Here is a 23,312-nt window from a genome sequence, read left to right as displayed (position 1 = left end):
GCAACGCATGGCCCTCACCCTCGCCCAGCTGAACTCCGCCCCAGAGCCCGAGGCCGTGCGCCTGCTCGAAGGCATCTACGAACACTCGCCCTGGGTGGCGCAGGCGGCGCTCGCCCAGCGGCCCTTCGCTTCGCTGGCCGCGCTCAAGCACGCGATGGCGCGGGCCGTGGCCGAGGCCGGCGAGGAACGCCAGCTCGCGCTGCTGCGCGCCCACCCCGAGCTGGCGGGCAAGGCCATGGTGAGCCAGACCCTCACCGCCGAATCCACCGGCGAGCAGAGCCGGGCCGGGCTGACCCACTGCACGCCGCAGGAGTTCGAGCGCCTGCAGCAGCTCAACGCCGCCTACGACGCGCGCTTCGGGTTCCCGTTCATCCTGGCCGTGCGGGGCCCGCGCGGCTCGGGCCTCACGCGCACGCAGATCATCGAAGCCTTCGAGCGGCGGCTGCACAACCCGCCCGCCTACGAGCGCGCCGAGTGCCTGCGCAACGTGCACCGCATCGCCGAGATCCGGCTCAACGACCGCTTCGGCGTCGAGCCGGCACGGGGCCGGCAGGTGTGGGACTGGCTCGACCAGCTCGCCGCCTTCAGCGACCCCGGCTTCGCCGAGCGCGGCCAGCTCACCGTGACCTACCTGACCGAGGCGCACCGCCAGGCCGCCGCCTTCATCGAGCGCGAGATGCGCGCCTGCGGCTTCGACGAGGTGACGCACGATGCCGTGGGCAACGTGGTGGGCGTCTACCACGGCAGCGACCCGCATGCCCCGCGCCTGCTCACCGGCTCGCATTACGACACGGTGCGCAACGGCGGCCGGTACGACGGGCGACTGGGCATCTTCGTGCCCATGGCCTGCGTGCGCGAGCTGGCAGGCCAGGGCCGGCGGCTGGCGCACGGCCTCGAGGTGGTGGCCTTCGCCGAAGAGGAAGGGCAGCGCTACAAGGCCACCTTCCTGGGGTCGGGTGCGCTGGTGGGGCAGTTCGACCCCGCCTGGCTCGACCAGACCGACGCGCAGGGCATCACCATGCGCCAGGCCATGCAGTCCGCCGGCCTGCCCGCCACGCTGGACGCCATCCACGCGCTGCGGCGCGAGCCGGCGCGTTACCTGGCCTTCGTCGAGGTGCACATCGAGCAGGGTCCGGTGCTCAACGAGCTGGACCTGCCGCTGGGCGTGGTCACCTCGATCAACGGCAGCGTGCGCCTGGCTTGCGCGGTGCAGGGCATGGCCAGCCACGCCGGCACCACGCCCATGGACCGGCGGCAGGACGCGGCCTGTGCCGTGGCCGAACTGGCCCTCTTCGTCGAGCGGCGCGCGGCGCGCGACGGCGATTCGGTGGGCACCGTGGGCATGCTGCAGGTGCCCGCCGGCTCGGTCAACGTGGTGCCCGGCCGCTGCGAGTTCTCGCTGGACCTGCGCGCACCGAGCGATGCCCAGCGCGACGCCCTGCTGGCCGACGTGCTGGCCGAGCTCGACGTGATCTGCCAGCGGCGCGGCACGCGGGCCCGGCATGAGCTGACGCTGCGCGCCTCGGCCGCGCCCAGCCACCCCGACTGGCAGCGGCGCTGGGAAGACGCCGTGCGCGGCGTGGGAGCGCCGGTGTTCCGCCTGCCCAGCGGCGCCGGCCACGACGCGATGAAGCTGCACGAGGCAATGCCGCAGGCCATGCTGTTCGTGCGCGGCGAGAACGCGGGCATCAGCCACAACCCGCTGGAGAGCACCACCTGCGACGACATCGACCTGGCAGTGCGGGCCTTCGCCCACCTGCTCGACCACCTCTGACGAATTCCATGACCGACGACCAACGCCTCGATGCCTGGATAGACGCGCACTTCGACGAGGAGGTGCGCTTCCTGCAGGAACTGGTGCGCGTGCCCACCGACACGCCCCCGGGCAACAACGCGCCCCATGCCGAACGAACGGCCGAACTGCTGGCCGGCTTCGGTCTGGATGCCGAAAAGCACCCCGTGCCGCAGGAAGAGGTGCAAGCCGCGGGCCTGCAGTCCATCACCAACCTGATCGTGCGCCGCCGCTATGGCGCGGGCCCCACCATCGCCTTGAACGCGCACGGTGACGTGGTGCCGCCTGGCGAAGGCTGGACGCACGACCCCTACGGCGCCGAGATCGTGGACGGCAAGCTCTACGGCCGCGCCGCCGCCGTGAGCAAGAGCGACTTCGCCACCTTCACCTTCGCGGTGCGCGCGCTCGAATCACTGGGCCTGCCGCTGCACGGCGGCGTGGAACTGCACTTCACCTACGACGAGGAATTCGGCGGCGAACTCGGCCCGGGCTGGCTGCTGCGCCACGGCCTCACGCGGCCCGACCTGATGATCGCCGCCGGCTTCAGCTACGAGGTGGTCACCGCCCACAACGGCTGCCTGCAGATGGAGGTGACGGTGCACGGCCGCATGGCCCACGCCGCCGTGCCCGACACCGGCATCGACGCATTGCAGGCGGCGGTGCGCATCCTGCAGGCCCTGTACGAGTGCAACACCCGCTACCGCCAGGTCTGCTCGCAGGTGCCCGGCATCAAGCACCCTTACCTCAACGTGGGCCGCATCGAAGGCGGCACCAACACCAACGTGGTTCCCGGCAAGGTGGTGCTCAAGCTCGATCGACGCATGATCCCCGAGGAAGACCCCGTGGCTGTCGAAGCCGAGATCCGCGGCGTGATCGAGACCGCCGCGCAACACGCACCCGGCGTGACCGTCGACATCAAGCGCCTGCTGCTGGCCCGCGCGCTGCAGCCGCTGGAAGGCAACCGCCCCCTGGTCGAGTCGCTGCAGCGCCACGCCCGGGCCGTCTTCGGCGAGCCCATCCCCGCCATGGGCACCCCGCTCTACACCGACGTGCGCCTCTACGGCGAAGCGGGCATTCCCGGCGTCATCTACGGCGCCGGCCCCCGCACCGTGCTCGAGTCGCACGCCAAGCGCGCCGACGAGCGCCTCGATCTCGACGACCTGCGTCGCGCCACGAAGGTGGTTGCCCGCACGCTGCACGAGTTGCTGGGCTAGGGGCTAGGGCCTAGGGGCAGGACCAGGGAACAGACACGCGCGTCGACAACAAGAGACGACGCCAAACGACAACTGGCCTCCCGAAGGAGGCCAGTCACCAGCCACCGCGAAGCGGTAGGCCTGTCCAGTGCCACCCAGGAACCGGCTTTGCCGGGCCTGCGGTGGCGCCCCCCTTGGGGGGACGCGCCGAAGGCGCTTCGGGGGGTTACCGGACTCGCCCGCGACGGAACAGGTTGACGATCGCCAGGAGGATGACCGCGCCAACCAGCGAAACCAGGATCGAGCCGATGCTGATGCCCTGGTTGATGGTGCCCACGCCCACCAGCGGCGAGATGAGCCAGCCACCCAACAGGGCGCCGACGATGCCGACGACCACGTTCAAGAGGATGCCCTGGCTGGCGTCCGTCCTCATGATGAGGCTGGCAAGCCATCCGACGATCCCACCGATGATCAACCAGATCAGAAAGTTCATAACCAACTCCTTAAGGCGCACGCGGCGCGGTTTGTTGAAAGCGGGCCCGCGCCCAAGGGCCCGGTCCCACCTACCACCTGAAGCGATGGCCGGTGTGATCAATATGGTTTTCTGGCCGAGGAAGCAGCGTAGTCGGCCAGAAGGGGTCACCGTGCGCGGGGACCTCATGGCGCCGTCAGATACGCCCTACCTCTGCCACGGCCCGGTGCGCCCCGGGGTGGGGATTCCTCCATGGAACGCACCACGGCGGGGCACGGACAATCCGGTCAGCCTGGCCCGCGGGTCGGCACCGTTCTTGCTCGAGCTGCTCAACGATTGAACCTGTAGAACCTCCGAAGGAAACCGCATGACCACCAAGAGGACCTTCCTCAAGACCGCCGCCGCGCTCACCCTGGCGGCCGGCTTCGCCAGCGCGCAGGCGCAGGCCCTGACTCCCGTGAAGTTCCAGCTCGACTGGCGTTTCGAAGGACCGGCCGCCCTGTTCCTGCTGCCGGTTGCCAAGGGCTACTTCAAGCAGGCCGGGCTGGACGTGACGGTGGACGCCGGCAACGGCTCGGGCGGCGCCGTGACTCGGGTGGCTTCAGGCACCTACGACATGGGCTTCGCCGACCTGGCCGCGCTGATGGAGTTCCACGCCAACAACCCCGACGCGCCCAACAAGCCGGTGGCCGTGATGGTGGTCTACAACAACACGCCGGCCTCGGTGATGGCGCTCAAGAAGTCGGGCATCACCAAGCCGGCCGACCTGGCCGGCAAGAAGCTCGGGGCGCCCGTGTTCGACGCCGGCCGGCGCGCCTTCCCGATCTTCCAGAAGGCCAACAACGTGGGCACGGTCAACTGGACCGCCATGGACCCGCCGCTGCGCGAAACCATGCTGGCGCGCGGCGACGTCGACGCCATCACCGGCTTCACCTTCACCTCGCTGCTCAACCTCGAAGCGCGCGGCGTCAAGGCCGACGACGTGGTGGTGCTGCCCTACCCCACCTACGGGGTCAAGCTGTACGGCAACGTGATCATCGCCAGCCCGCGCTTCCTCAAGGAAAAGCCGGAGGCGGTGCGCGCCTTCCTGACGGCCTTCACCAAGGGCGCCAAGGAGGTCATGGCCAACCCCGAGGCCGCCATCGAGTACGTCAAGCAGCGCGACGGCATCATCAACTCGGCCCTGGAGACACGCCGGCTCAAGCTGGCCATCGACAGCGTGATCGCCAGCCCCGACGCCCGCGCCGAAGGCTTCGGCCAGCTCAACCCGGCGCGCCTGTCGCTGATGGCCTCGCAGGTGTCCGACGCCTTCGGCACCAAGACGCGGGTCGACCCGCAGGCCGTGTGGAACGGCTCCTTCCTGCCGGCCAAGGCCGAGCTGAACGTGCTGCCGCCGGCCAAGCGATGAGGCCTGAGGCGACCGCCACGGGGGGGCAGCCCCCCTTTTTTGTGGACTTCGAGGACGTCTGGCTCGCCTACAACGACGAGCTGCTGGCGCAGGACCATTTCGCGGTGGAGGCCATCGACCTGAAGGTGCGGCGCGGCGAGTTCATTGCCATCGTCGGCCCCTCGGGCTGCGGCAAGTCCACCTTCATGAAGCTGGCCACGGGGCTGCGCATGCCCTCGCGCGGGCGCATCCGCATCGACGGCCAGCCCGTCACCGGGCCGGTGAAGATCTCGGGCATGGCCTTCCAGGCGCCCTCGCTGCTGCCCTGGCGCACGACGGTGGACAACGTGCTGCTGCCGCTGGAGATCGTGGAGCCCTACCGCAGCCAGTTCAAGCAGCGCCGCGGCGAGTTCGAGCAGCGGGCCCGGGCGCTGCTGCAGAAGGTGGGCCTGGGTGGCTACGAGGACCAGTTTCCCTGGCAGCTTTCGGGCGGCATGCAGCAGCGCGCCAGCATCTGCCGCGCCCTCATCCACGAACCCCAGATGCTGCTGCTGGACGAACCCTTCGGCGCGCTCGATGCCTTCACCCGCGAAGAGCTGTGGTGCATCCTGCGCGACCTTTGGACCGAGCAGCGCTTCAACGTCATCCTGGTCACGCACGACCTGCGTGAATCCGTCTTCCTGGCCGACACGGTCTACGTCATGAGCAAGAGCCCCGGCCGCTTCGTCGTGCGGCGCGAGATCGACCTGCCCCAGCCGCGCGAGCTGGAGATCACCTACACCAAGGAATTCACCGACGTGGTGCACGAGTTGCGTGGCCACATCGGCGCCATCCGGCGCGGCACTGCGGCGCCCGCCGTGGAGGCGAAACCATGACCGCGGCCAGCCGCCGCCGCCAGCTCGAGCGCTGGTCGCCCTGGGTGCTGCTGGTCCTGACCATCGCCATCTGGCAGGCCATCTGCATGGCCTTCAACGTGTCCGAGTTCATCTTCCCCAGCCCGGCGCGCATCTGGACCCAGCTGGTGGAGTTTCGCGGGGTGATCGCGGCGCACGCCTGGCGCACCTACTGGGTGACCATGGCCGGCTTCGGCCTGGCCATCGTGGTGGGCCTGCTGCTCGGGTTCCTGATCGGCAGCTCGCGCCTGGCCTATGCCGCGGTCTACCCGCTGATGACGGCCTTCAACGCACTGCCCAAGGCGGCCTTCGTGCCCATCCTGGTGGTGTGGTTCGGCATCGGCATCGGCCCGGCCATCCTCACGGCCTTCCTGATCTCGTTCTTTCCCATCATGGTGAACATCGCCACCGGCCTGGCCACGCTCGAACCCGAGCTGGAGGACGTGCTGCGCGTGCTGGGCGCCAAGCGCTGGGACGTGCTGGTGAAGGTGGGCCTGCCGCGCTCCATGCCCTACTTTTTCGGCTCGCTCAAGGTGGCGATCACGCTGGCCTTCGTGGGCACCACGGTGTCGGAGATGACCGCCGCCAACGAGGGCATCGGCTACCTGCTGATCTCGGCGGGCTCGGCGATGCAGATGGGCCTGGCCTTCGCGGGGCTGGTGGTGGTGGGTGCGATGGCCATGGCGATGTACGAGTTGTTCAGCTACGTGGAGAAGCACACCACCGGTTGGGCCCATCGGGGCTCCCAGGCTTGACCCCCCCGAAGCGCCTGCGGCGCCTCCCACCCGAGGAGGGGGGCGCCACCAGCGGCCCGGCCCAGCCGGTTCCGCGGTGGTCCTGGTGCCCGGACACTTCGCGCGGACGGGTTGGCCCCTGAAATGACCTGGACCGGCCGCTTGCGGCTGCACTACCGGACGCAGGCCGGCCGCACCCTCGCGCGCTTCGAGCACGAAGGGCCGCTGCGCATCCTGCAAAGCCTCCACCCGGAGGGCGAGGCCATCTGCCACAACGTGCTGGTGCATCCGCCCAGTGGCCTGGTCGGTGGTGACGCGCTCGACATCGCCGTCCACGTCGATGCCAGCGCCCACGGCCTGGTCACCACGCCGGGAGCGGCCCGCTTCTACCGCAGCGACGGACCCCTCGCGGTGCAGCGCACGCAGCTGCATCTGGCGGAGGGCGCCCGCTTCGAGTGGCTGCCGCAGGAGACGCTGTGCTACAGCGGCTGCCACGCCGAGAACCGGCTGGTGATGCAGCTCGAGCCAGGGGCCGAGGTGATGGGCTGGGACCTCACCGCGCTGGGGCTGCCGGCGGCCGGCAAGCCGTTCGAGTCCGGCAGCGTGCTGCAGCACCTGGAGCTCGAGGACGGCTGGCTGGAGCGCGGGCGCATCGACGCAGGTGACAGGCGGCTGATGGATGGCCCGCTGGGCCTGGCGGGTCACCGCTGCATGGGCACGCTCTTTTTCGCCAGCGGCACCGAGCTGGGCCGAGACCGCCGCGAGCGGGCGCTGGCCTGCGCCCGCGAGGTGATCGATGCCGACGAATGGCGGGCCTGCGCGGGGGCCACCGCGCCCGACGCGCGGGTGCTGGTGGTGCGGGTGCTGGCACCGCTGGTCGAGCCGGCGATGGCAGTGCTCAAGGACGTGCGTCGGGCCTGGCGACGCGAACTGTGGGATCTGGCGGCGCCCAGCCTGCGCACTTGGGCGCTGTAGCCCGGCGGCGGGCGGCGCGAGCGTCCGTCCTACGGTGGGATCGTCCTTTGGATGGGCATCAATGGCATGGGTCTCCGGCTCGTCGGAGGGCGCGTGCGTTTCACACTGGTGGGACTCGAAACAGAAGGGTCTCCCATGAAGAAGCCCGCGCAACGCACCCGCAAGATCCAGCCCGGTCGCCGCGGTCTGGCCGCCTTCAGCGCCACCGCGCTGATCGCCATGGCAGCCGGAGCCCAGGTCCTGGGCAGTGACCACCTGGGCTTCTCCGAACAACTGCAGGCCTGCCGCTCCGGCGCGACCTGGCAGGCGCGCGAAGCCTGCATGGACGAGGCGCGTGCCGCCCAGGCCGCACGACAGCGCGGCACGCTCGCCAACGATGCGGCCTACGAATCGAATGCCCTGGCGCGCTGCGACGTCTTCAAGGAAGAACAGGACAAGCGCGCGTGTCACGCGCGCGTGCTGGGCCCGGGCGAAACCAGCGGAAGCGTCGCCAGTGGCGGCATCTTGCGCAGCTACGACTACACGGTGCCGGCCGGACAGGCGATGGGTGCCGGCACGGAGCCCGCCGCCGCGCCGCCCACGTCGCTGGGCGCCACCCCGATCCCGCCGCTGGGAACTGGCGCGCTGCCGCCGGCCTTCCCTGTCTTTCCCAAGTGAAGGGTTGCCCATGGCCATCGATTCGTCCGAGCAGAACAAACCCGCCGACAAGGCGGCGCATGGCTACCGCAACGAGGTGAGCTGGGAGCACGGCAAGGGTCGCCAGCCCTACGAGAACCAGCGTGATGCGCCATCAGAGTCGCCGCCGGGCAGCCCCGAATGGGCCGAAGGCGACCGCGGCACCCACTCGGGCGAGAACCTCCAGCAGCTCGAAGACGTGAAGCGCAAGCCCTGAGCTTCAACCAGGAAGCACGTGTATAAGAGCGGTTCCCGAGCGCTTGCGGGGCCCGCGCGCCCTCGTACGAAACACCCCAGACGTTTGCATCCTGTCACAGCGAATCCGCGCTCAACGGCTGAAGAATCCCGCCGAGCTTGAGTTTGTACGGAGGAGCTGATGAACAGGACTCGAATCCCGGCGGGGCTTCGCCCGCTGGCCGGCGCAACGCTGCTGCTCTGGCTGGCCGCCTGTGGCGGCGGCGGCGGCACCGATGTGAACGCCTCGCGCGGCACGGTCGACGCGGCCGCACCGCCTGCCGCCGAGGCGCCGGCCACGCCCGTCGCGCCACCGGCTCCGGCCGCCAGCGATGCCGCCGCGCCGGTCCCCGCACCCGCACCCGCGCCCGTGTCCGTCACCGCCCAGGCGCCGTTGCTGGGCGATTGCGAGCTGTTCCCGGCCGATGCGGTGTTCAACACCCGCATCGACGACGCCTCGCGCTTCCCCGCGCATGCCGACAGCGCCCGCTGGATCAACCTGGTCGGCGGCTCGACGCGTTTTCGCGCCGACTGGTGGCGCAGCGAAGACCCCACCCAGCGCGATGCGTACTACGGCATCCCGGTCAACCTGGTGGACGGCACGTCCGCCAGCACCGACTGGGCGCCACTCTCCTATGACTTCCGCAGCTCCGGCGTGAGCAGCGACGTGGGCTGGCCGCACGAGAGCGACTGCGCCGTGGCCGAGGGCGATGGCTTCGGCATCGCCCGCAACTGCAGCAACGTGCCGTCGGGCTCGCGGCGCTTTCCCATCCCCAAGTTCGACCTGAAGAACGAGGGTGGCACCTGCAACGACCCCAACACCTGCGGCGACCACCACCTGCTGGTGGTCGAGCAGGGCGCCTGCCGGCTGTGGGAAGGTTTCGCCACCTACAAGCTCAACGGCAGCTGGTACTCGCTGGCCACGGCCGCGTGGAACCTCAAGTCGCTGGACCTGCGCCCCGACACCTGGACCGCCGCCGACGCGGCCGGCCTGCCCATCACGCCCTTCCTGGTGAAGGCGGCCGAGGCTTCGGCCGGCGAGATCCGCCATGCCTTGCGCGTCACCTTCCGCGACGCCGTGCTGGCGCGCCAGCACACCTGGCCGGCGCGGCACTTCGCCGGCGGCGACACGCCCGGCGGCATTCCCTTCGGCGCGGTGCTGCGTCTGAAATCCGACTTCGTCATCCCCGACCACTGGACCACGCAGGCGAAAGCCATCGCCACCGCGGCCAAGCGCTATGGGCTGTACGTGTCGGACATCGGCATGGACTTCTACGTGCAGGGCGAGCCCAGCGTGCAGTGGGACGAGCGAACCTTCGGCCAGGTGAGCGCCATCCCGCTGTCGCAGATGGAGTTCGTGGACCTCGGCGCGATCACGCGTGATCCGCGTTTTTCGAGGGACTCGATGGCGGCGCAGTGGCGGTGAGGCCAAGCCGAGAGAGCTTTCAATCCGACGGCCGGCCAGCCGCCGCTTCGCGCGCGCCCGACTCTGCGACCGCGTGCTCGCCGGCCGCGCGAATCAGGTTGGCATCGACGCCATCGGGGTGCGAAGTGCGAGTTCGGCCTGGCCGCCGCGGACCGTCCAGTCCGGGACGATGCGCAGCGATCGGAACAAGCCGATGAAGCCCTGCGTGGCGGGCCACGGTAAACCGCCGAGTCGTAACCGACTCCTGCGACCCCTTCCCAGCCGCACCTGCTTACCAGCCGCCGGGGTTTTCGGCGATCTGGGTGAGGACGTGGCGGACTCGCATCTGGATCAGGGACATGTCCACTCCGCCGCTCCTGACCGCGATGTCGCTGGCTACCCGTCGGGAGAGTCTCCCGACATCTTCCGGGCCGATCTCCCCACGCTCGGCCGCCTGCGCGAACAGGCGCGACACGTACGCCTCGACGTCTTCAAGCCCGAGCTTCCCCGGAAGCGGCGGGGCCGAGGGTCGGACCGGAGCAGCCGCCTTGCTCTCCCGAACAGGAGCGGCCGGCCCAGGCTCGCTCGCGGCGGCCGCCTTCTGCCGGGCCTGTCGTGACGTTGACTCGCTGATGCGCGCGGCGACCATCGCTTGAATCACGCTTGCATCGAGGCCGCGAGTGTTCACAAGAGCCAACTTCCGGACGTCCCTCATCAGGCTGTTCGAGATGCCCGGATCCACGCCGCCCCACCGGTGGACGAGCCGGGTCGCGTAGGCCTCAGCACGGTAGGGCGCGAGCAAACCCTGGTCCTTGAGGATGGCGCCGGGAACGAGTCTTTCGACCACGCTGTCCACCGCGCCCTGGATATCCCAGGAATTCATGGCGCTGCGCGGTGCCGCATTGACGTCGAGTGCCGTGCGGATGGCTTCTTGCGCTTGATCCTTGATCCCGGCCTCGGTGAAGACGAACTGAGCGTACTGGCGCCGGAATTCCTGAAATTTCTGCGCCGGGATCTTCCGATTGCCCGCAAATAGCTTCCGCAACTGCTGGGTTGCTGTTCGCCCGATTTCATCGTCGCCCTGGGTACCGGCGCGCCGTCCTGGTCCCTCTGCGGCGCCGCCGGCCTTGCGGTCGTCGCCGCCCCACGCCTGGGTGGGGGCCCTCGACTCGCAGCTGCGCGAGGTCACGGTGCGAGCCGGTGGTGCCACGGGATCCGCCGCCATTGCAGGGAGCACCTGTCGCCTGAGTGGTTGGGGCGTCACGCGCACTCGCGCCTGTTGAGGCGCGGCACCCGCGGGCGGGGGAGAAGTTCGGAAGCAGCAGAACATGTCTATGAGCCTTCAAGTAACGAGAGGGCTCGCGCCGACGCGCCCGTCGCGCCAGTTCAGCCCGCCTCCTGGGTGCCCAGGCCAGCCTGCGAAGCTGATGAGGGACTGACGCAGGGCAGCTCTCAGATCGCAACCAGCTGCCGCACGCCCTGCATCTGCGACCCCGGCCCCCGCGCGATCACCTCGCCACGCTCCATCACCAGGTAGTGGTCGGCCAGTTCCTCGGCGAAGTCGACGTACTGCTCGACCAGCAGCACCGCCATGGGCCGGCCGTCCAGGCCCTCGCGCGCCAGCCTGCGGATCACGCGGCCGATGTCCTTGATGATGTTCGGCTGGATGCCCTCGGTGGGTTCGTCCAGGATCACCACGCGCGGGTTCGCCGCCAGGGCCCGCGCGATCGCCAGTTGCTGCTGCTGCCCGCCGGACAGATCGCCGCCGCGCCGGTGCAGCATCTGCTTGAGCACCGGGAACAGCTCGAAGAGTTGCGGCGGCACCGGCGTGCCAGAGGGCTGGCTGGCCAGGCCCATGCGCAGGTTGTCCTGCACCGACAGGCGGGCAAAGATCTCGCGGCCTTGCGGCACGAAGCCGATGCCGGCGCGGGCCCGCTGGTACGGCGTCCAGCGCTCGATGCGTTGGCCGTCCAGTTCGATGGCGCCGCTCTTGATCGGCACCAGGCCCATGAGCGACTTGAGCAAGGTGGTCTTGCCCACGCCGTTGCGGCCGAGCAGCACGGTGACCTGGCCGGCGGGCACTTCCAGGCTCACGTCGCGCAGGATGTGCGAGCCGCCGTAGTACTGGTGGATGTTCTTGGCGATCAGCATGTCACCTCCCCAAATAGACCTCGATCACGCGCTCGTCGGCCTGCACCTCGTCCAGCGTGCCCTGCGCCAGCACCGAGCCGTCGCACAGCACGGTGACGATGTCGCTGATGCGGCGGATGAAGCTCATGTCGTGCTCCACCACCATCAGCGAGTGCCGGCCCTTGAGCGAGAGGAACAGCTCCGCCGTGCGCACGGTCTCTTCGTCGGTCATGCCGGCCACGGGTTCGTCCAGCAGCAGCAGCCTGGGCTGCTGCATCAGCAGCATGCCGATCTCCAGCCATTGCTTCTGCCCGTGGCTGAGCGTGCCGGCCTGGCGCGTGACGGCGTCGGCCAGGTGGATGGTGTGCAGCACCTCGGCCAGCCGGTCGGCCTGCGCCGAATCGATGCGAAAGCGCATGGAGGCCGCCACGCCCTTGTCCGTCCTGAGCGACAGCTCCAGGTTCTCATAGACGGTGAGTTGCTCGTAGACGGTGGGCTTCTGGAACTTGCGGCCGATGCCCAGTTCAGCGATCTGCGGTTCGGTGTGGCGCAGCAGGTCAATGGTGCTGCCGAAGTACACCGTGCCCGCGTCGGGCCGGGTCTTGCCGGTGATGATGTCCATCATCGTGGTCTTGCCGGCGCCGTTGGGGCCGATGACGCAGCGCAGCTCACCGGGCGCGATGTCCAGCGAGAGCCGGTCGATGGCCTTGAAGCCGTCGAAGCTCACGCTCACGTCTTCCAGGTAGAGGATGCGGCCGTGCGTCACGTCCACTTCGCCGGGTACGGCGGGGCGGGCGAAGCCGGCCTGCCGCCCGCCTGATTCGGTGGCATGCCGCGCGGCGGCTTCGTGGGTGGCCAGGCGCTGTGCGCCGGCTTCGAGCAGGTCGGGGGTCATGAACGATCTCCCCGGCGCAGCAGGCCCATGAGGCCGCGCGGCATGAACAGGGTGACGGCGATGAAGAGCGCACCCAGGAAGTACAGCCAGAACTCCGGCGCGGTGACGGTGAGCCAGCTCTTGGCGCCGTTGACCAGGAAGGCGCCGACGATGGGCCCCACCAGCGTGGCGCGCCCGCCCACGGCCGCCCAGACGGCGATCTCGATCGAGGCGGCCGGGCTCATCTCGCCCGGGTTGATGATGCCCACCTGCGGCACGTACAGCGCGCCGGCCACGCCGCACATCATGGCCGAGATGACCCACACCGCCAGCTTGTAGTGCACGGGGTTGTAGCCGGAGAACATGACGCGCGTCTCCGCATCACGCACGGCCTGCAGCACGCGGCCGAAGCGCTGCGTGACCAGCCAGCGCGACAGCAGCAGGAAGCCGAGCAGCGCGATCCCGGTGAGGACGAACAGCACCATGCGCGTCTGCGGCGTGGCGATGGCAAACCCCAGGATGCGCTTGAAGTCGGTGAAGCCGTTGTTGCCGCCGAAGCCGGTCTCGTTGCGGAAGAACAGCAGCATGGCCGCATAGGTGAGGGCCTGCGTGATGATGGAGAAGTACACGCCCTTGATGCGCGAGCGGAAGGCGAAGTAGCCGAACACGAAGGCCACCACGCCGGGCACCGCCAGCACCAGCACCAGGGTGGCGGCGAAGCTGTCGGAGAGTGCCCAGTGCCAGGGCAGCTCCTTCCAGTCGAGGAACACCATGAAGTCGGGCAGCTCGCTGCGGTAGTTGCCCTCGCGGCCGATCTGGCGCATGAGGTACATGCCCATGACATAGCCGCCGAGCGCGAAGAACAGCCCGTGGCCCAGCGAGAGGATGCCGGTGTAGCCCCAGATCAGGTCCATGGCCAGCGCACAGATGGCCAGGCACATGATCTTGCCGACCAGGGCGACGGCGTAGTCGCTCAGGTGCAGCGGGCTGTCCGGCGGCACCCACAGGTTCGCCACCGGCGCCAGCGCGCAGACCACCAGCAGCGCGAACAGGAAGGCCGCCCAGGCCGGCTTCGACAGCAGGGGCGCGCGGGTGGGCAGCCCGGTCGCCGCGCTCGGGGTGTTCACGATCCGGTCGGGAGCACGGTCCATGGTCAGGCCTCCCTGCCCTTGAGGGCGAACAAACCTTGCGGCCGCTTCTGGATGACCAGCACGATCATCACCAGCACCGCGATCTTGGCCAGCACCGCGCCGGCCCAGCCTTCGAGAAACTTGTTGATAACGCCCAGTCCGAGCGCGGCGTAGACGGTGCCGGCGAGTTGGCCCACGCCGCCCAGCACCACCACCATGAAGGCATCGACGATGTAGCTCTGGCCAAGGTCCGGTCCCACGTTGCCCACCTGGCTCAGGGCGCAGCCGGCCAGGCCGGCGATGCCCGAGCCCAGCGCGAAGGCCAGGGTGTCGGTGCGCGCGGTGTTCACGCCCATGCAGGCGGCGATGGGCCGGTTCTGCGTGACCCCGCGCACGAACAACCCCAGCCGCGTGCGCGCGATCAGCCAGGCGACGGCGGCGAGCACCGCCAGCGCGAAGCCGATGATGACGATGCGGTTCCAGGGCAACTGCAGGCTGCCCAGCACCACCACGCCGCCACTCATCCAGCTGGGGTTCTCCACGCCCACGTTCTGCGCGCCGAACACGCTGCGCACCCCCTGCATCAGCATGAGGCTGATGCCCCAGGTCGCCAGCAGCGTCTCGAGCGGACGGCCGTACAGGAAGCGGATCACGCCCCGTTCGAGGATGGCCCCCATCAGGGCCGAGGCGCCGAAGGCCACCGGCACGGCGGCCACCAGGTAGAAGTCGAACGCGCCGGGCGCGAAGCGCTGGAACAGCCCCTGCACCACGTAGGTGGCGTAGGCGCCGATCATCATCAGCTCGCCGTGCGCCATGTTGATCACGCCCATCAGGCCGTAGGTGATGGCCAGTCCCAGGGCCACCAGCAACAGGATGGAGCCCAGGCTGATGCCGGAGAACACCTGCCCGGCCCGCTCGGCCCAGGCCAGGCGCGATTCGACGCTGCGCAGCGCTGACTGCATGGCGGCGCGGGCCGCCGGGTCCCGTTCGGCCGCGATGCGTTCGAGCAGCAGGGTCCTGGTCGCCGGGCTGCGGCTCTCGGCCAGCGCCAGGGCGGCTTCGCGCCGCTTGGCGGCGTCGTCGCTGGCCAGCATCACGGCGGCGCGAAGCAGCTCGAGCTGCGCGCGGATGGATGCGTCGGTCTCGGCCTGCAGCGCCTTGTCGATGAGGGGCAGGCGGGACTCGTCGGGTTCGCTCGCCAGGGAACGAACGGCCTGCGCACGCTCGCGGGCATCCGTGGAGAACAAGCGGATGCCGGCCAGCGCGGTCTCGATCTCGCCGCGCATGCGGTTGTTGCTGATCACGTCCTCGGCATCGGCAGGCAGGTCCGCGGGCTGGCCGCTCACCGCATCGACCGCCTGCTCGCCGCGGACGATGAACACGCGATTGCCGGCCACTTTGACGGCGTCGTCGGCCAGGGCTTGCAGCAGCTGCGTGGCCTGTGGATCGGCGGCGCCTGCCGCCTGCTGCACGGCCTGGATGCGGGCATCGGTTTCGCCTGCGGCCATGGCGAGGGCCTGCTCGGGCGTGAGTGCGTGGGCCGCGCTGGAGGCGTAGATGGCTAGGAGCAGGAGAAGGATGCGGAACATGGGACCTTGGTTGGCGGGGGCTTCGACAGGCTCAGCCCGAACGGAGGGGGAATCAGCCGGAACGGAGGGGGGCTCCACTCGAACGGAGGGGGGCTCAGCTCGAACGGAGGGGGATACACACCCCCCGTTCTCCCTGAGCTTGTCGAAGGGCCCTTCACGCGGTGCATACCCGTTCTCCCTGAGCTCGTCGAAGGCCCCTTCACGCGGTGCATACCCGTTCTCCCTGAGCTCGTCGAGGGCCCATCACGCGGTGCATACCCGTTCTCCCTGAGCTCGTCGAAGGGCCCTTCACGGGGTGCAGGCTTCGACAGGCCTGTCCTGAGCTTGTCGAAGGGCCCAGCCCGAACGCGGCAGGACGCGGAGCACCCGTCCGACGGCAAGGCGGCCCTCGGCCGCTGACGCCCCCTCCAGGGCCACCGCGGAACCGGCTTTGCCGGGCCGCTGGTGGCGCCCCCTCGGGGGGAGGCGCCGAAGGCGCTTCGGGGGGGTCAAACCTTCGACTTGCCGTCCGGTTCGTCCTTCTTCTTGTCATTCCCCTCGATGAACGGAGACCAGGGCTTGGCCTTCACCGGACCCGGCGTCTTCCACACCACGTTGAACTGCCCGTCCGCCCTCACCTCGCCGATGAACACCGGCTTGTGCAGGTGGTGGTTCTTCTCGTCCATCTTGGCCATGAAGCCCGAGGGCGCCTTGAAGGTCTGGCCGGCCATGGCGGCGATCACCTTGTCGGTGTCGGTGCTCTTGGCCTTCTCCACCGCCTGCTTCCACATGTAGATGCCGATGTAGGTGGCCTCCATCGGGTCGTTGGTCAGCGGCTTGTCCTTGTGGCCGGCGATGTTCTTGGCCTTGGCATACGCGGCCCACTTCTTCGTGAACTCGTCGTTGGCCGGGTTCTTCACCGACATGAAGTAGTTCCACGCGGCCAGGTGGCCCACCAGCGGCTTGGTGTCGACGCCGCGCAGTTCCTCCTCGCCCACCGAGAAGGCGACCACCGGCACGTCCTTGGCCTTCAGCCCGGCGTTGCCCAGCTCCTTGTAGAAAGGCACGTTGGAGTCGCCGTTGATGGTGGAGATCACCGCCGTCTTGCCACCCGCCGAGAACTTCTTGATGTCGGCGACGATGGTCTGGTAGTCGCTGTGGCCGAAGGGGGTGTACTTCTCGTCGATGTCCGAGTCCTTCACGCCCTTGCTCTTGAGGAAGGCGCGCAGGATTTTGTTGGTGGTGCGCGGGTACACGTAGTCGGTGCCCAGGAGCACGAAGCGCTTGGCGCCTCCGCCATCCTTGGACATCAGGTATTCCACCGCCGGAATCGCCTGCTGGTTGGGCGCCGCGCCGGTGTAGAACACGTTCTTGGACAGCTCCTCGCCCTCGTATTGCACGGGGTAGAACAAGAGCCCGTTGAGTTCTTCGAACACCGGCAGCACCGACTTGCGCGAGACGCTGGTCCAGCAGCCGAACACGGCCGCCACCTTGTCCTGCGTCAGCAGCTGGCGGGTCTTTTCGGCGAACAGCGGCCAGTTGGACGCGGGGTCCACGACCACGGGCTCGAGCTTCTTGCCCAGCACGCCGCCCTTGGCATTGATCTCCTCGATGGCCATGAGGGCCGTGTCCTTGAGCACGGTCTCGGAGATGGCCATGGTGCCCGATAGGCTGTGGAGGATGCCGACCTTGATGGTGTTGCCGGAGGTCTGCGCCAAGGCGGCGGGAACGACACCGGCCATGGCCGCCATCGCGGCGGCCGCGGTGATGGCCTGAAGGGTGAAACGACGTTGCATGCGCACTCCTGGTGGGATGGATCAAGTGAAAGCTCGATCGCCGGGAGTGGCTTTCAGAAGAATGGCGGCGCCCCGACGATGGAACTCATCGTAGGAAGCAGCCGGGTTGCGGCCAATACGCCACCTGGCGTATGGCTGGTCGACGGGATGAGTGACAACAAGGACGCGATAGCGTCACTTTCTGGACGGGGCCGCGGTTCGCGACGCCTCGGCTATTGCCCATTCGATCATGCGATCGACAGGACCCACATCCACGAAATCGCGCTTATGGCCGAGGTGCGATACAGCGCGAAGGCGCGCACGTTCCGCACGGTTCGGATCGAGCTCGCCCCGCGCGACCGCCGCGTCGATCCGACTGTTGACGTATCCCCAGATGGCATTGCTCGGCATCTGCTGCGCAGGCGGTGGTTCATTGCCCTCGGTACGCCACCCCTCGACGTCGGCGAGACCGGACCGATCCGCGGTCGGACCGCCTGGCCCAGCGCTGCCCTTGGACTCGGCCCGACCGGCACCCGCCGAAGCCGAGTGGGAGGAAAGATGCAGGCGGGACACGCCCCCGTGCGGTGCCTCTGCCATCGGCTGGTGGTCGGCAGGACGGAATGGGTTCGAATGATCCGAGTGCACTTTCATCGAGGCCATCAGCCCGGTCGGAACGGCGGGATGCCGCGACCCGCCTTCACCGGCAACCGCGCGTGCCCGCGCCACAGGCAGTCCCGGCTGTTGCGAGTCGTACAGCGACGCACCTTCGTCGGCACGCTGTAGTCCGGGTGAATGAGTCAGCTCGAACATCGATGGGTGCCGTCTCAAATCGGCTACTGCGTTTCTGACGGATGCGGAGATCACCGCGAGAGGAAGGAAGTCAACGCAAACCCCGATGTGCACCAGCACGTGCTGACGGGCCTGGGCAAGGCGTGCCGAAGGGAGCTCGCCACGCTGTACAGCGGCATCTATCTCCTGGTGGGCAACCCCCATCACCTCGGAGCCGCGGACCATCCCCGCAGGCACGGGCGCAGTCCGCTCGGCGCGCCGCGCCGAGGCTGCAGGTGGCCCGCCTGCGTCCGGTGCCCGTGCCACCTGCTTGTGGTCCGCAGGACGGGAGGGAACTGGATGCTCCGAGGGCACTTTCATCGAGGCCATCAGCTCGGCCGGAACGGCGGGATGGCGCGACGCGCTCTGGCCGACACCCGCGCCTGGTGGCAAAGCTGGCCGGGCGAAGCGGCTGGAAGCGAAGAGGGAAGGGTCCGACTCCGCCTCGAGCTTGTCTTCTCCACCGCCCAGGGCCTGCTGGCGAGCGGCCGACAGGCGCTGCTGGACATCCTGGCCAGGGCCAGTTGGCACGCCAGGTTCGAGCTGCCGGACTCCCCGGCCGAGGGCCCCGGGAACTGCCGACGGATCAGCGGCTGCGGCTTCGGATCGAGGTACCAACGGCTGGGCCGGTTGTGCGTGAAGGCGCATGGATGTTTCCTTTAGGGTGACTGGGAGGGGCCGTGCACGAGCACGGCCGGCCCGAAAGCTGGCCGCGGTGCGTGTCACACCGCGCTGACTTGTTCCGTGGCTTTCGATCCGGGCGCGTGACGACACGTCCGCCGCCGCCTCAAGGGCTTCGCCCCGGCCGCCTGCGGCCGGCGCGTCAGCCCTGGAAGCCCGGGTGCATCTGCCGCACCCGGTCCAGCGCCATCGCCGCCGCCGCCGTGCGGGTTTCCACCCCCAGCTTGGCGAACACGCGCTCCAGGTGCTTTTTCACCGTGGCCGGGCTGGCGCCCACGATGTCGGCGATGTCGCGGTTGATCTTGCCCTTGACCACCCAGTACAGCACCTCGGCCTCACGCGCGGTGAGCTTGAAGGCCAGCCCCAGGGCCTCGATGACGGCGGTGTCCGACTCCTCGCGCATGACGATCAGCCATTCGCCGCCGGCGTCATCGTCGCCGGTCTGCCGGTGCAGCCGGAAGGTCAGGCGGCGCGCGCCGCGCTCGATGGACAACCGGGGCGGTTCGACCTGGCGCTCGGCATCGGGCAGGTGGCGGCGCAACCAGTCGACGACCGCCTGCGGCACGTGGGCCGGCCGGCGGCCGATCTCGTCGCCGAAGTAGGCCTGCAGCAAGCCCCGCGCGAGCGGCGTCTGCCACATGAGCCGCCCGTCGCTCGCGCGCACGGTGATGCTGGCGTAGCCGAAGGCGTCGAGGGCGTTGCGGGTCTGGCGCGCCAGCCGGGCATCGCGCAGGTGGACGCCCATGCGAGCCAGCACCTCCCGCGGCTTGATCGGCTTGGTGACGTAGTCCACCCCACCGGCCGCGAGCGCGGCTTCCAGGTGCTCGGTTTCGGTCAAGCCGGTCATGAAGACGATGGGGATGTGCGCGGTGGCCGGCAGTGCCTTGAGTTGCCGCGCCACCTCGAAGCCGTCCATGCCCGGCATGACGGCGTCGAGCAGGACGATGTCGGGCAGGGCCTGGGCGGCACGCTGCAGGGCGGCCTCGCCGTTGGTGGCCACCAGCACGGTGTAGCCGCTCTCGTCGAGCGCGTCGTGCAGCATGGCCAGGTTGTCGGGCACGTCGTCGACGATGAGCACCACCTCCGAGTGCGTGCGGTCGAGGGTTCGGCCCAGCGGCATCACGCGGTCTCCAGTCGTTGCACGATGGCATCGAATTCGAAGCGACGCGCCAGAGCCGCGATCTCCGCACAGAAGGCCGCGCAGTCCGGCTCCGCCCGCTCGATCTCCTGCAGGCGCCGGACGATGCCGCGCAGGTAGCCGAGGTGCACCAGATCGCGCAGGCCGTCGAGCGCCGCGGGGCTGGGCCGCGGCACCGCCCGAAGCACCGGCGCGGGCGACACGGGCGGCGGCGTGGCCACCCAGCGAAGGTCCAGCCGGCGTCCCAGCCAGTCCAGCAGCTCGACCTGGCGCACCGGCTTGACCAGGAAGTCGCCCGCGGCTATGCCCCCGTCGTTCTCCAGCCCCTTGTCGAAGGCATTGGCCGAGACGATGGCGACGGGCAGCGGTGATGGCGAGAGGCGACGGATGCGGCGCAGCGTCTCCCAGCCGTCGATGCCGGGCATGGCCAGGTCCAGGAAGATGGCGTCGGGCCACCAGCCGGCGGCCAGCAGGTCCAGCGCGTCGTGCCCGCTGGCGGCGGTGCGAAGCTCGAAGCCCAGGGGCGCCAGGCGCTGCACGATCAGCTCGCGATCGGGCTCCTCGTTGTCGACCACCAGCAGGCGCCGGCGCACGCCTTCGTACCCGCGTCGCGTCTCCAAAGCAGCGACCGGCTTCACGGCCCCATGCACCTGCGGCAGGAACAGGCGGATGCGGAACATGCTGCCCTTCCCGGGTGTGCTGCAGGCGGTGAGTTCGCCGCCCATCAGATCGGTCAGCATCTTGGCGATCGTCAGCCCCAGGCCGGCACCGGGCGCGGCGTGCGCGGCGCCTTCGCCCCGCGCGAAGGGCTCGAACACGCGTTCGAGTTCGTCGGCGCTCATGCCGGGGCCGGTGTCCTCGACCTCGATCTGCGCCATCTGCACGCCGTGGCGCACGCGGAAGGTGACGCTGCCCTCGGCGGTGAACTTGATGGCGTTGCCCAGCAGGTTGATCAGGATCTGGCGCAGCCGCTTTTCGTCGGCGCGCACCACCTGCGGCAGCTTGCCTTCGGCGACGAAACGAAAGCCCAGGTTCTTGGCCGCGGCCTGCAGCTCGAACAGGCCGGCGACCTCGTGCACGCAGTCGGCGAAGGCCATGGGCGCCATCTCCAGCCGCAGCTTGCCGGCCTCGATGCGGGCGATGTCCAGCGTGCCCTCGATCAGCGACAGCAGGTGCTCGCCGCCGCGCCGGATCACGTGTACCGCCTGCTGGCGATGGGCGGGGATCTGCGGGTCCTCGCCCATGAGTTGCGCGTAGCCCAGGATGCTGTTCAAGGGCGTGCGCAGCTCGTGGCTGATGGCGCTGATGTAGCGGCTCTTGGCCTGGTTGGCGAGTTCGGCCGCCCGCTGCGCCTGCTCGGCGGCCAGGCGGGCCTGTTGCAGCGCGCGATCGGTGGCGCGGTGCGATTCGATTTCGCGCACCAGCAGGTGGGTCTGGCGGTTCGACTCTTCCTGCGCCACCTGCCGCGTCTTGTGCGCGAGCACCAGCCACCAGGCGACGATGCCGGCCATCAGCACCAGCGCCACATAGGCCTTCAGGAACCCGGCCGTGAGCAAGGCGCGCAGGGGCTGCGCCGCGTGGCCCCACTCCTCCAGGGCCGCGGTCTCCTGCCGGTGCAGCAGCCCGAACACCGCCGCCAGCACCGGCGCGATGACGGCCATGAGCAGCACGAAGTGGCCCAGGCCGCCTTCCAGCAGGGGCCAGGCGCGGCGCGGCAGCAGCCACCGCAGCGTGGCGCGCCATTGGGCCGCCAGGCTCGCGTGCGGCTTGCACAGGTCACCGCAGCGCGCGTCCAGCGTGCAGCACAGGGAGCAGATGGCGCCGCCGTAGGCCGGGCAGTGCGCCATGTCGGGCGCTTCGTACGAGCGTTCGCAGATGACGCATCGGCGCAACGCCGTGGGCGAGTTGTCGGGCGCGGGGACGCGGGCCAGGTAATAGCGCCCCCGGGTGGCCCAGGCGATGGCCGGCGCCGCCGCGAAGGCGACCATCCCAGCGATCAAGGCCGAGAAGGCCTTGGCCGAGGGCCCGAACACGCCCAGCCAGGCGGCAACCGACAGGGCCGAGGCCAGCGCCATCGCGCCCACGCCCACCGGGTTCACGTCCCACAGGTGGGCCCGCTTGAACTCGATGCCCTTGGGGGACAGGCCCAGTGGCTTGTTGACCACCAGGTCGGCCACCACCGCCATGAACCAGGCGATGGCGATGTTGGCGTACAGGCCCAGCACCTCGCCCAGCGCCTGGAACAGGTTCATCTCCATCAGCATGAAGGCGATCAGGGTGTTGAACACCACCCAGACCACCCGGCCGGGGTGGCTGTGGGTCAGCCGCGAGAAGAAGTTGGACCAGGCCAGCGAGCCGGCATAGGCGTTGGTGACGTTGATCTTGAGCTGCGACACCACCACGAAAAGGGCCGTGGCAGCCACCGCCCAGCCGTGGTGCGGGAACACGTATTCATAGGCCACCAGGTACATCTGGTTGGGATCGACCGCCCGGTCGACCGGCACCATGTGGCCGATGGCCAGGTAGGCCAGCAGCGCCCCGCCCAGCATCTTGAGCACGCCCACCACCACCCAGCCCGGGCCGCCCACCAGCACCGCCGTCCACCAGCGGGCCCGGTTGGCCGGCGTGGGCGCGGGCATGAAGCGCAGGTAGTCGGCCTGCTCGCCCATCTGCGTGACCAGTGCCACGCCCACCGTGAGCGCGGCACCGAACAGGTGCAGGTCGAACCCCGGGGCAGTGGCACGCTCACCTACATAGTGCGCGACGCCGTGGAACGCACCAGGATCGCGCATGAGCACGTAGGCGAAGGGCAGGACCAGCATCACCAGCCACAGCGGCTGCGTCCAGGCCTGCAGCCGGCTGATGGCCGAGACCCCGTGCGTCACCAGGGGAATCACCACCACCGCGCAGATCAGGTAGCCCCAGGCCGGCGGGATGTCCAGCGCGAGCTCGAGCGCGTAGGCCATCACGGCCGCTTCGAGCGCGAAGAAGATGAAGGTGAAGGACGCGTAGATCAGCGAAGTCAGGGTCGAGCCGATGTAGCCGAAGCCGGCGCCGCGCGTGAGCAGGTCCATGTCGACGCCGTGGCGGGCCGCGTAGATGCTGATCGGCAGGCCCGCCGCGAAGATGATGAGCCCGGTGGCCAGGATGGCCCAGAAGGCGTTGATGAAGCCGAACTGCACCAGCAGCGTGGCGCCCACGGCTTCGAGGATCAGGAACGACGACGCGCCGAACGCGGTGTTGGCCACCCGGAACGGCGACCAGCGCCGGAAGCGCTGGGGGGTGTAGCGCAGGGCGTAGTCCTCCAGGGTCTCGCGCGCGACCCAACGGTTGTAGTCGCGGCGGACCTTGACCACGCGCTGGGGGGCGGCATCGGAATGGATGGGAATGGTTTCGCGCACGCGCGGCGGTGAGTGCAAGTTCCGCAC

At 69.4% G+C, this 23,312-nt stretch carries 19 protein-coding genes; 9 read left to right on the top strand and 10 right to left on the bottom strand.

Translation table 11 applies throughout. The annotated features are described in order from the left end of the window. The first annotated feature begins 7 nt into the window (after window positions 1-7). Window positions 8-1,774 (top strand): 2-oxo-4-hydroxy-4-carboxy-5-ureidoimidazoline decarboxylase, encoded by a 1,767-nt coding sequence (gene uraD / locus JI739_RS10810; RefSeq protein ID WP_201683907.1) that lies wholly within the window; start codon window positions 8-10, stop codon window positions 1,772-1,774. A gap of 8 nt (window positions 1,775-1,782) precedes the next feature. Further along, window positions 1,783-3,006 carry a M20 family metallopeptidase gene (locus tag JI739_RS10805; protein ID WP_201683906.1) on the top strand — a complete coding sequence of 408 codons (1,224 nt, stop codon included), beginning with the start codon at window positions 1,783-1,785 and terminating at the stop codon, window positions 3,004-3,006. Between the two features lie 205 nt (window positions 3,007-3,211). Here JI739_RS10805 and JI739_RS10800 read toward each other — a convergent pair whose 3' ends face one another. Beyond that, the gene (locus JI739_RS10800) at window positions 3,212-3,478 is read right to left on the bottom strand and encodes a GlsB/YeaQ/YmgE family stress response membrane protein (RefSeq protein WP_201683905.1); all 267 of its coding nucleotides are present in this window, start codon (window positions 3,476-3,478) and stop codon (window positions 3,212-3,214) included. Between the two features lie 346 nt (window positions 3,479-3,824). Between JI739_RS10800 and JI739_RS10795 the strand changes: the two genes are divergently transcribed. The 7 genes from JI739_RS10795 (at window position 3,825) to JI739_RS10765 (ending at window position 9,781) form a co-directional block, all read left to right on the top strand. Next, window positions 3,825-4,865, top strand: coding sequence for an ABC transporter substrate-binding protein (locus JI739_RS10795; protein WP_201683904.1), 1,041 nt, complete (start codon window positions 3,825-3,827; stop codon window positions 4,863-4,865). Then, entirely contained in the window at window positions 4,862-5,719 is an 858-nt protein-coding gene (locus JI739_RS10790; protein ID WP_201683903.1) for an ABC transporter ATP-binding protein, read from the top strand. Before JI739_RS10795 ends, JI739_RS10790 begins: the two co-directional genes overlap by 4 nt. Further along, window positions 5,716-6,492, top strand: a complete 777-nt coding sequence (locus JI739_RS10785) for an ABC transporter permease (RefSeq protein WP_201683902.1) — start codon at window positions 5,716-5,718, stop codon at window positions 6,490-6,492. The genes JI739_RS10790 and JI739_RS10785 overlap by 4 nt, the downstream gene beginning before the upstream one ends. Window positions 6,493-6,615: 123 nt before the next feature. Continuing rightward, entirely contained in the window at window positions 6,616-7,446 is an 831-nt protein-coding gene (locus JI739_RS10780; RefSeq protein WP_201683901.1) for an urease accessory protein UreD, read from the top strand. 135 nt (window positions 7,447-7,581) lie between these two features. Beyond that, entirely contained in the window at window positions 7,582-8,103 is a 522-nt protein-coding gene (locus JI739_RS10775; protein WP_201683900.1) for a hypothetical protein, read from the top strand. Window positions 8,104-8,113: 10 nt separating this feature from the next. Next, on the top strand, window positions 8,114-8,338 hold the full coding sequence (locus tag JI739_RS10770) for a hypothetical protein (protein WP_201683899.1): 225 nt from the start codon (window positions 8,114-8,116) through the stop codon (window positions 8,336-8,338). Between the two features lie 159 nt (window positions 8,339-8,497). Next, the gene (locus JI739_RS10765) at window positions 8,498-9,781 is read left to right on the top strand and encodes a hypothetical protein (protein ID WP_201683898.1); all 1,284 of its coding nucleotides are present in this window, start codon (window positions 8,498-8,500) and stop codon (window positions 9,779-9,781) included. A gap of 271 nt (window positions 9,782-10,052) precedes the next feature. Here JI739_RS10765 and JI739_RS10760 read toward each other — a convergent pair whose 3' ends face one another. The 9 genes from JI739_RS10760 to JI739_RS10720 form a co-directional block, all read right to left on the bottom strand. Beyond that, a complete protein-coding gene (locus JI739_RS10760) occupies window positions 10,053-10,949 on the bottom strand; it encodes a hypothetical protein (protein WP_201683897.1) in 897 nt (298 codons plus the stop codon). A 263-nt stretch (window positions 10,950-11,212) separates the two neighbouring features. Further along, window positions 11,213-11,911 (bottom strand): urea ABC transporter ATP-binding subunit UrtE, encoded by a 699-nt coding sequence (gene urtE / locus JI739_RS10755; protein ID WP_201683896.1) that lies wholly within the window; start codon window positions 11,909-11,911, stop codon window positions 11,213-11,215. A gap of 1 nt (window position 11,912) precedes the next feature. Next, a complete protein-coding gene (gene urtD, locus JI739_RS10750; RefSeq protein WP_201683895.1) occupies window positions 11,913-12,785 on the bottom strand; it encodes an urea ABC transporter ATP-binding protein UrtD in 873 nt (290 codons plus the stop codon). After that, window positions 12,782-13,915 (bottom strand): urea ABC transporter permease subunit UrtC, encoded by a 1,134-nt coding sequence (gene urtC / locus JI739_RS10745; RefSeq protein WP_201683894.1) that lies wholly within the window; start codon window positions 13,913-13,915, stop codon window positions 12,782-12,784. The genes urtD and urtC overlap by 4 nt, the downstream gene beginning before the upstream one ends. Before the next feature lie 2 nt (window positions 13,916-13,917). Further along, window positions 13,918-15,483, bottom strand: coding sequence for an urea ABC transporter permease subunit UrtB (gene urtB / locus JI739_RS10740; RefSeq protein WP_201683893.1), 1,566 nt, complete (start codon window positions 15,481-15,483; stop codon window positions 13,918-13,920). A 488-nt stretch (window positions 15,484-15,971) separates the two neighbouring features. Continuing rightward, a complete protein-coding gene (urtA, locus tag JI739_RS10735) occupies window positions 15,972-17,258 on the bottom strand; it encodes an urea ABC transporter substrate-binding protein (RefSeq protein ID WP_201683892.1) in 1,287 nt (428 codons plus the stop codon). 174 nt (window positions 17,259-17,432) lie between these two features. Then, window positions 17,433-18,047, bottom strand: coding sequence for a hypothetical protein (locus JI739_RS10730; RefSeq protein ID WP_201683891.1), 615 nt, complete (start codon window positions 18,045-18,047; stop codon window positions 17,433-17,435). An 841-nt stretch (window positions 18,048-18,888) separates the two neighbouring features. Continuing rightward, window positions 18,889-19,866 (bottom strand): response regulator transcription factor, encoded by a 978-nt coding sequence (locus tag JI739_RS10725; protein WP_201683890.1) that lies wholly within the window; start codon window positions 19,864-19,866, stop codon window positions 18,889-18,891. Next, a complete protein-coding gene (locus JI739_RS10720) occupies window positions 19,866-23,312 on the bottom strand; it encodes a hybrid sensor histidine kinase/response regulator (protein ID WP_435531600.1) in 3,447 nt (1,148 codons plus the stop codon). Before JI739_RS10720 ends, JI739_RS10725 begins: the two co-directional genes overlap by 1 nt.

Source organism: Ramlibacter aurantiacus (genome assembly GCF_016722895.1).
In the GTDB taxonomy this organism is placed as follows: Bacteria; Pseudomonadota; Gammaproteobacteria; order Burkholderiales; family Burkholderiaceae_C; genus Ramlibacter; species Ramlibacter aurantiacus.
This window is presented reverse-complemented; position numbering and strand designations above follow the sequence as displayed.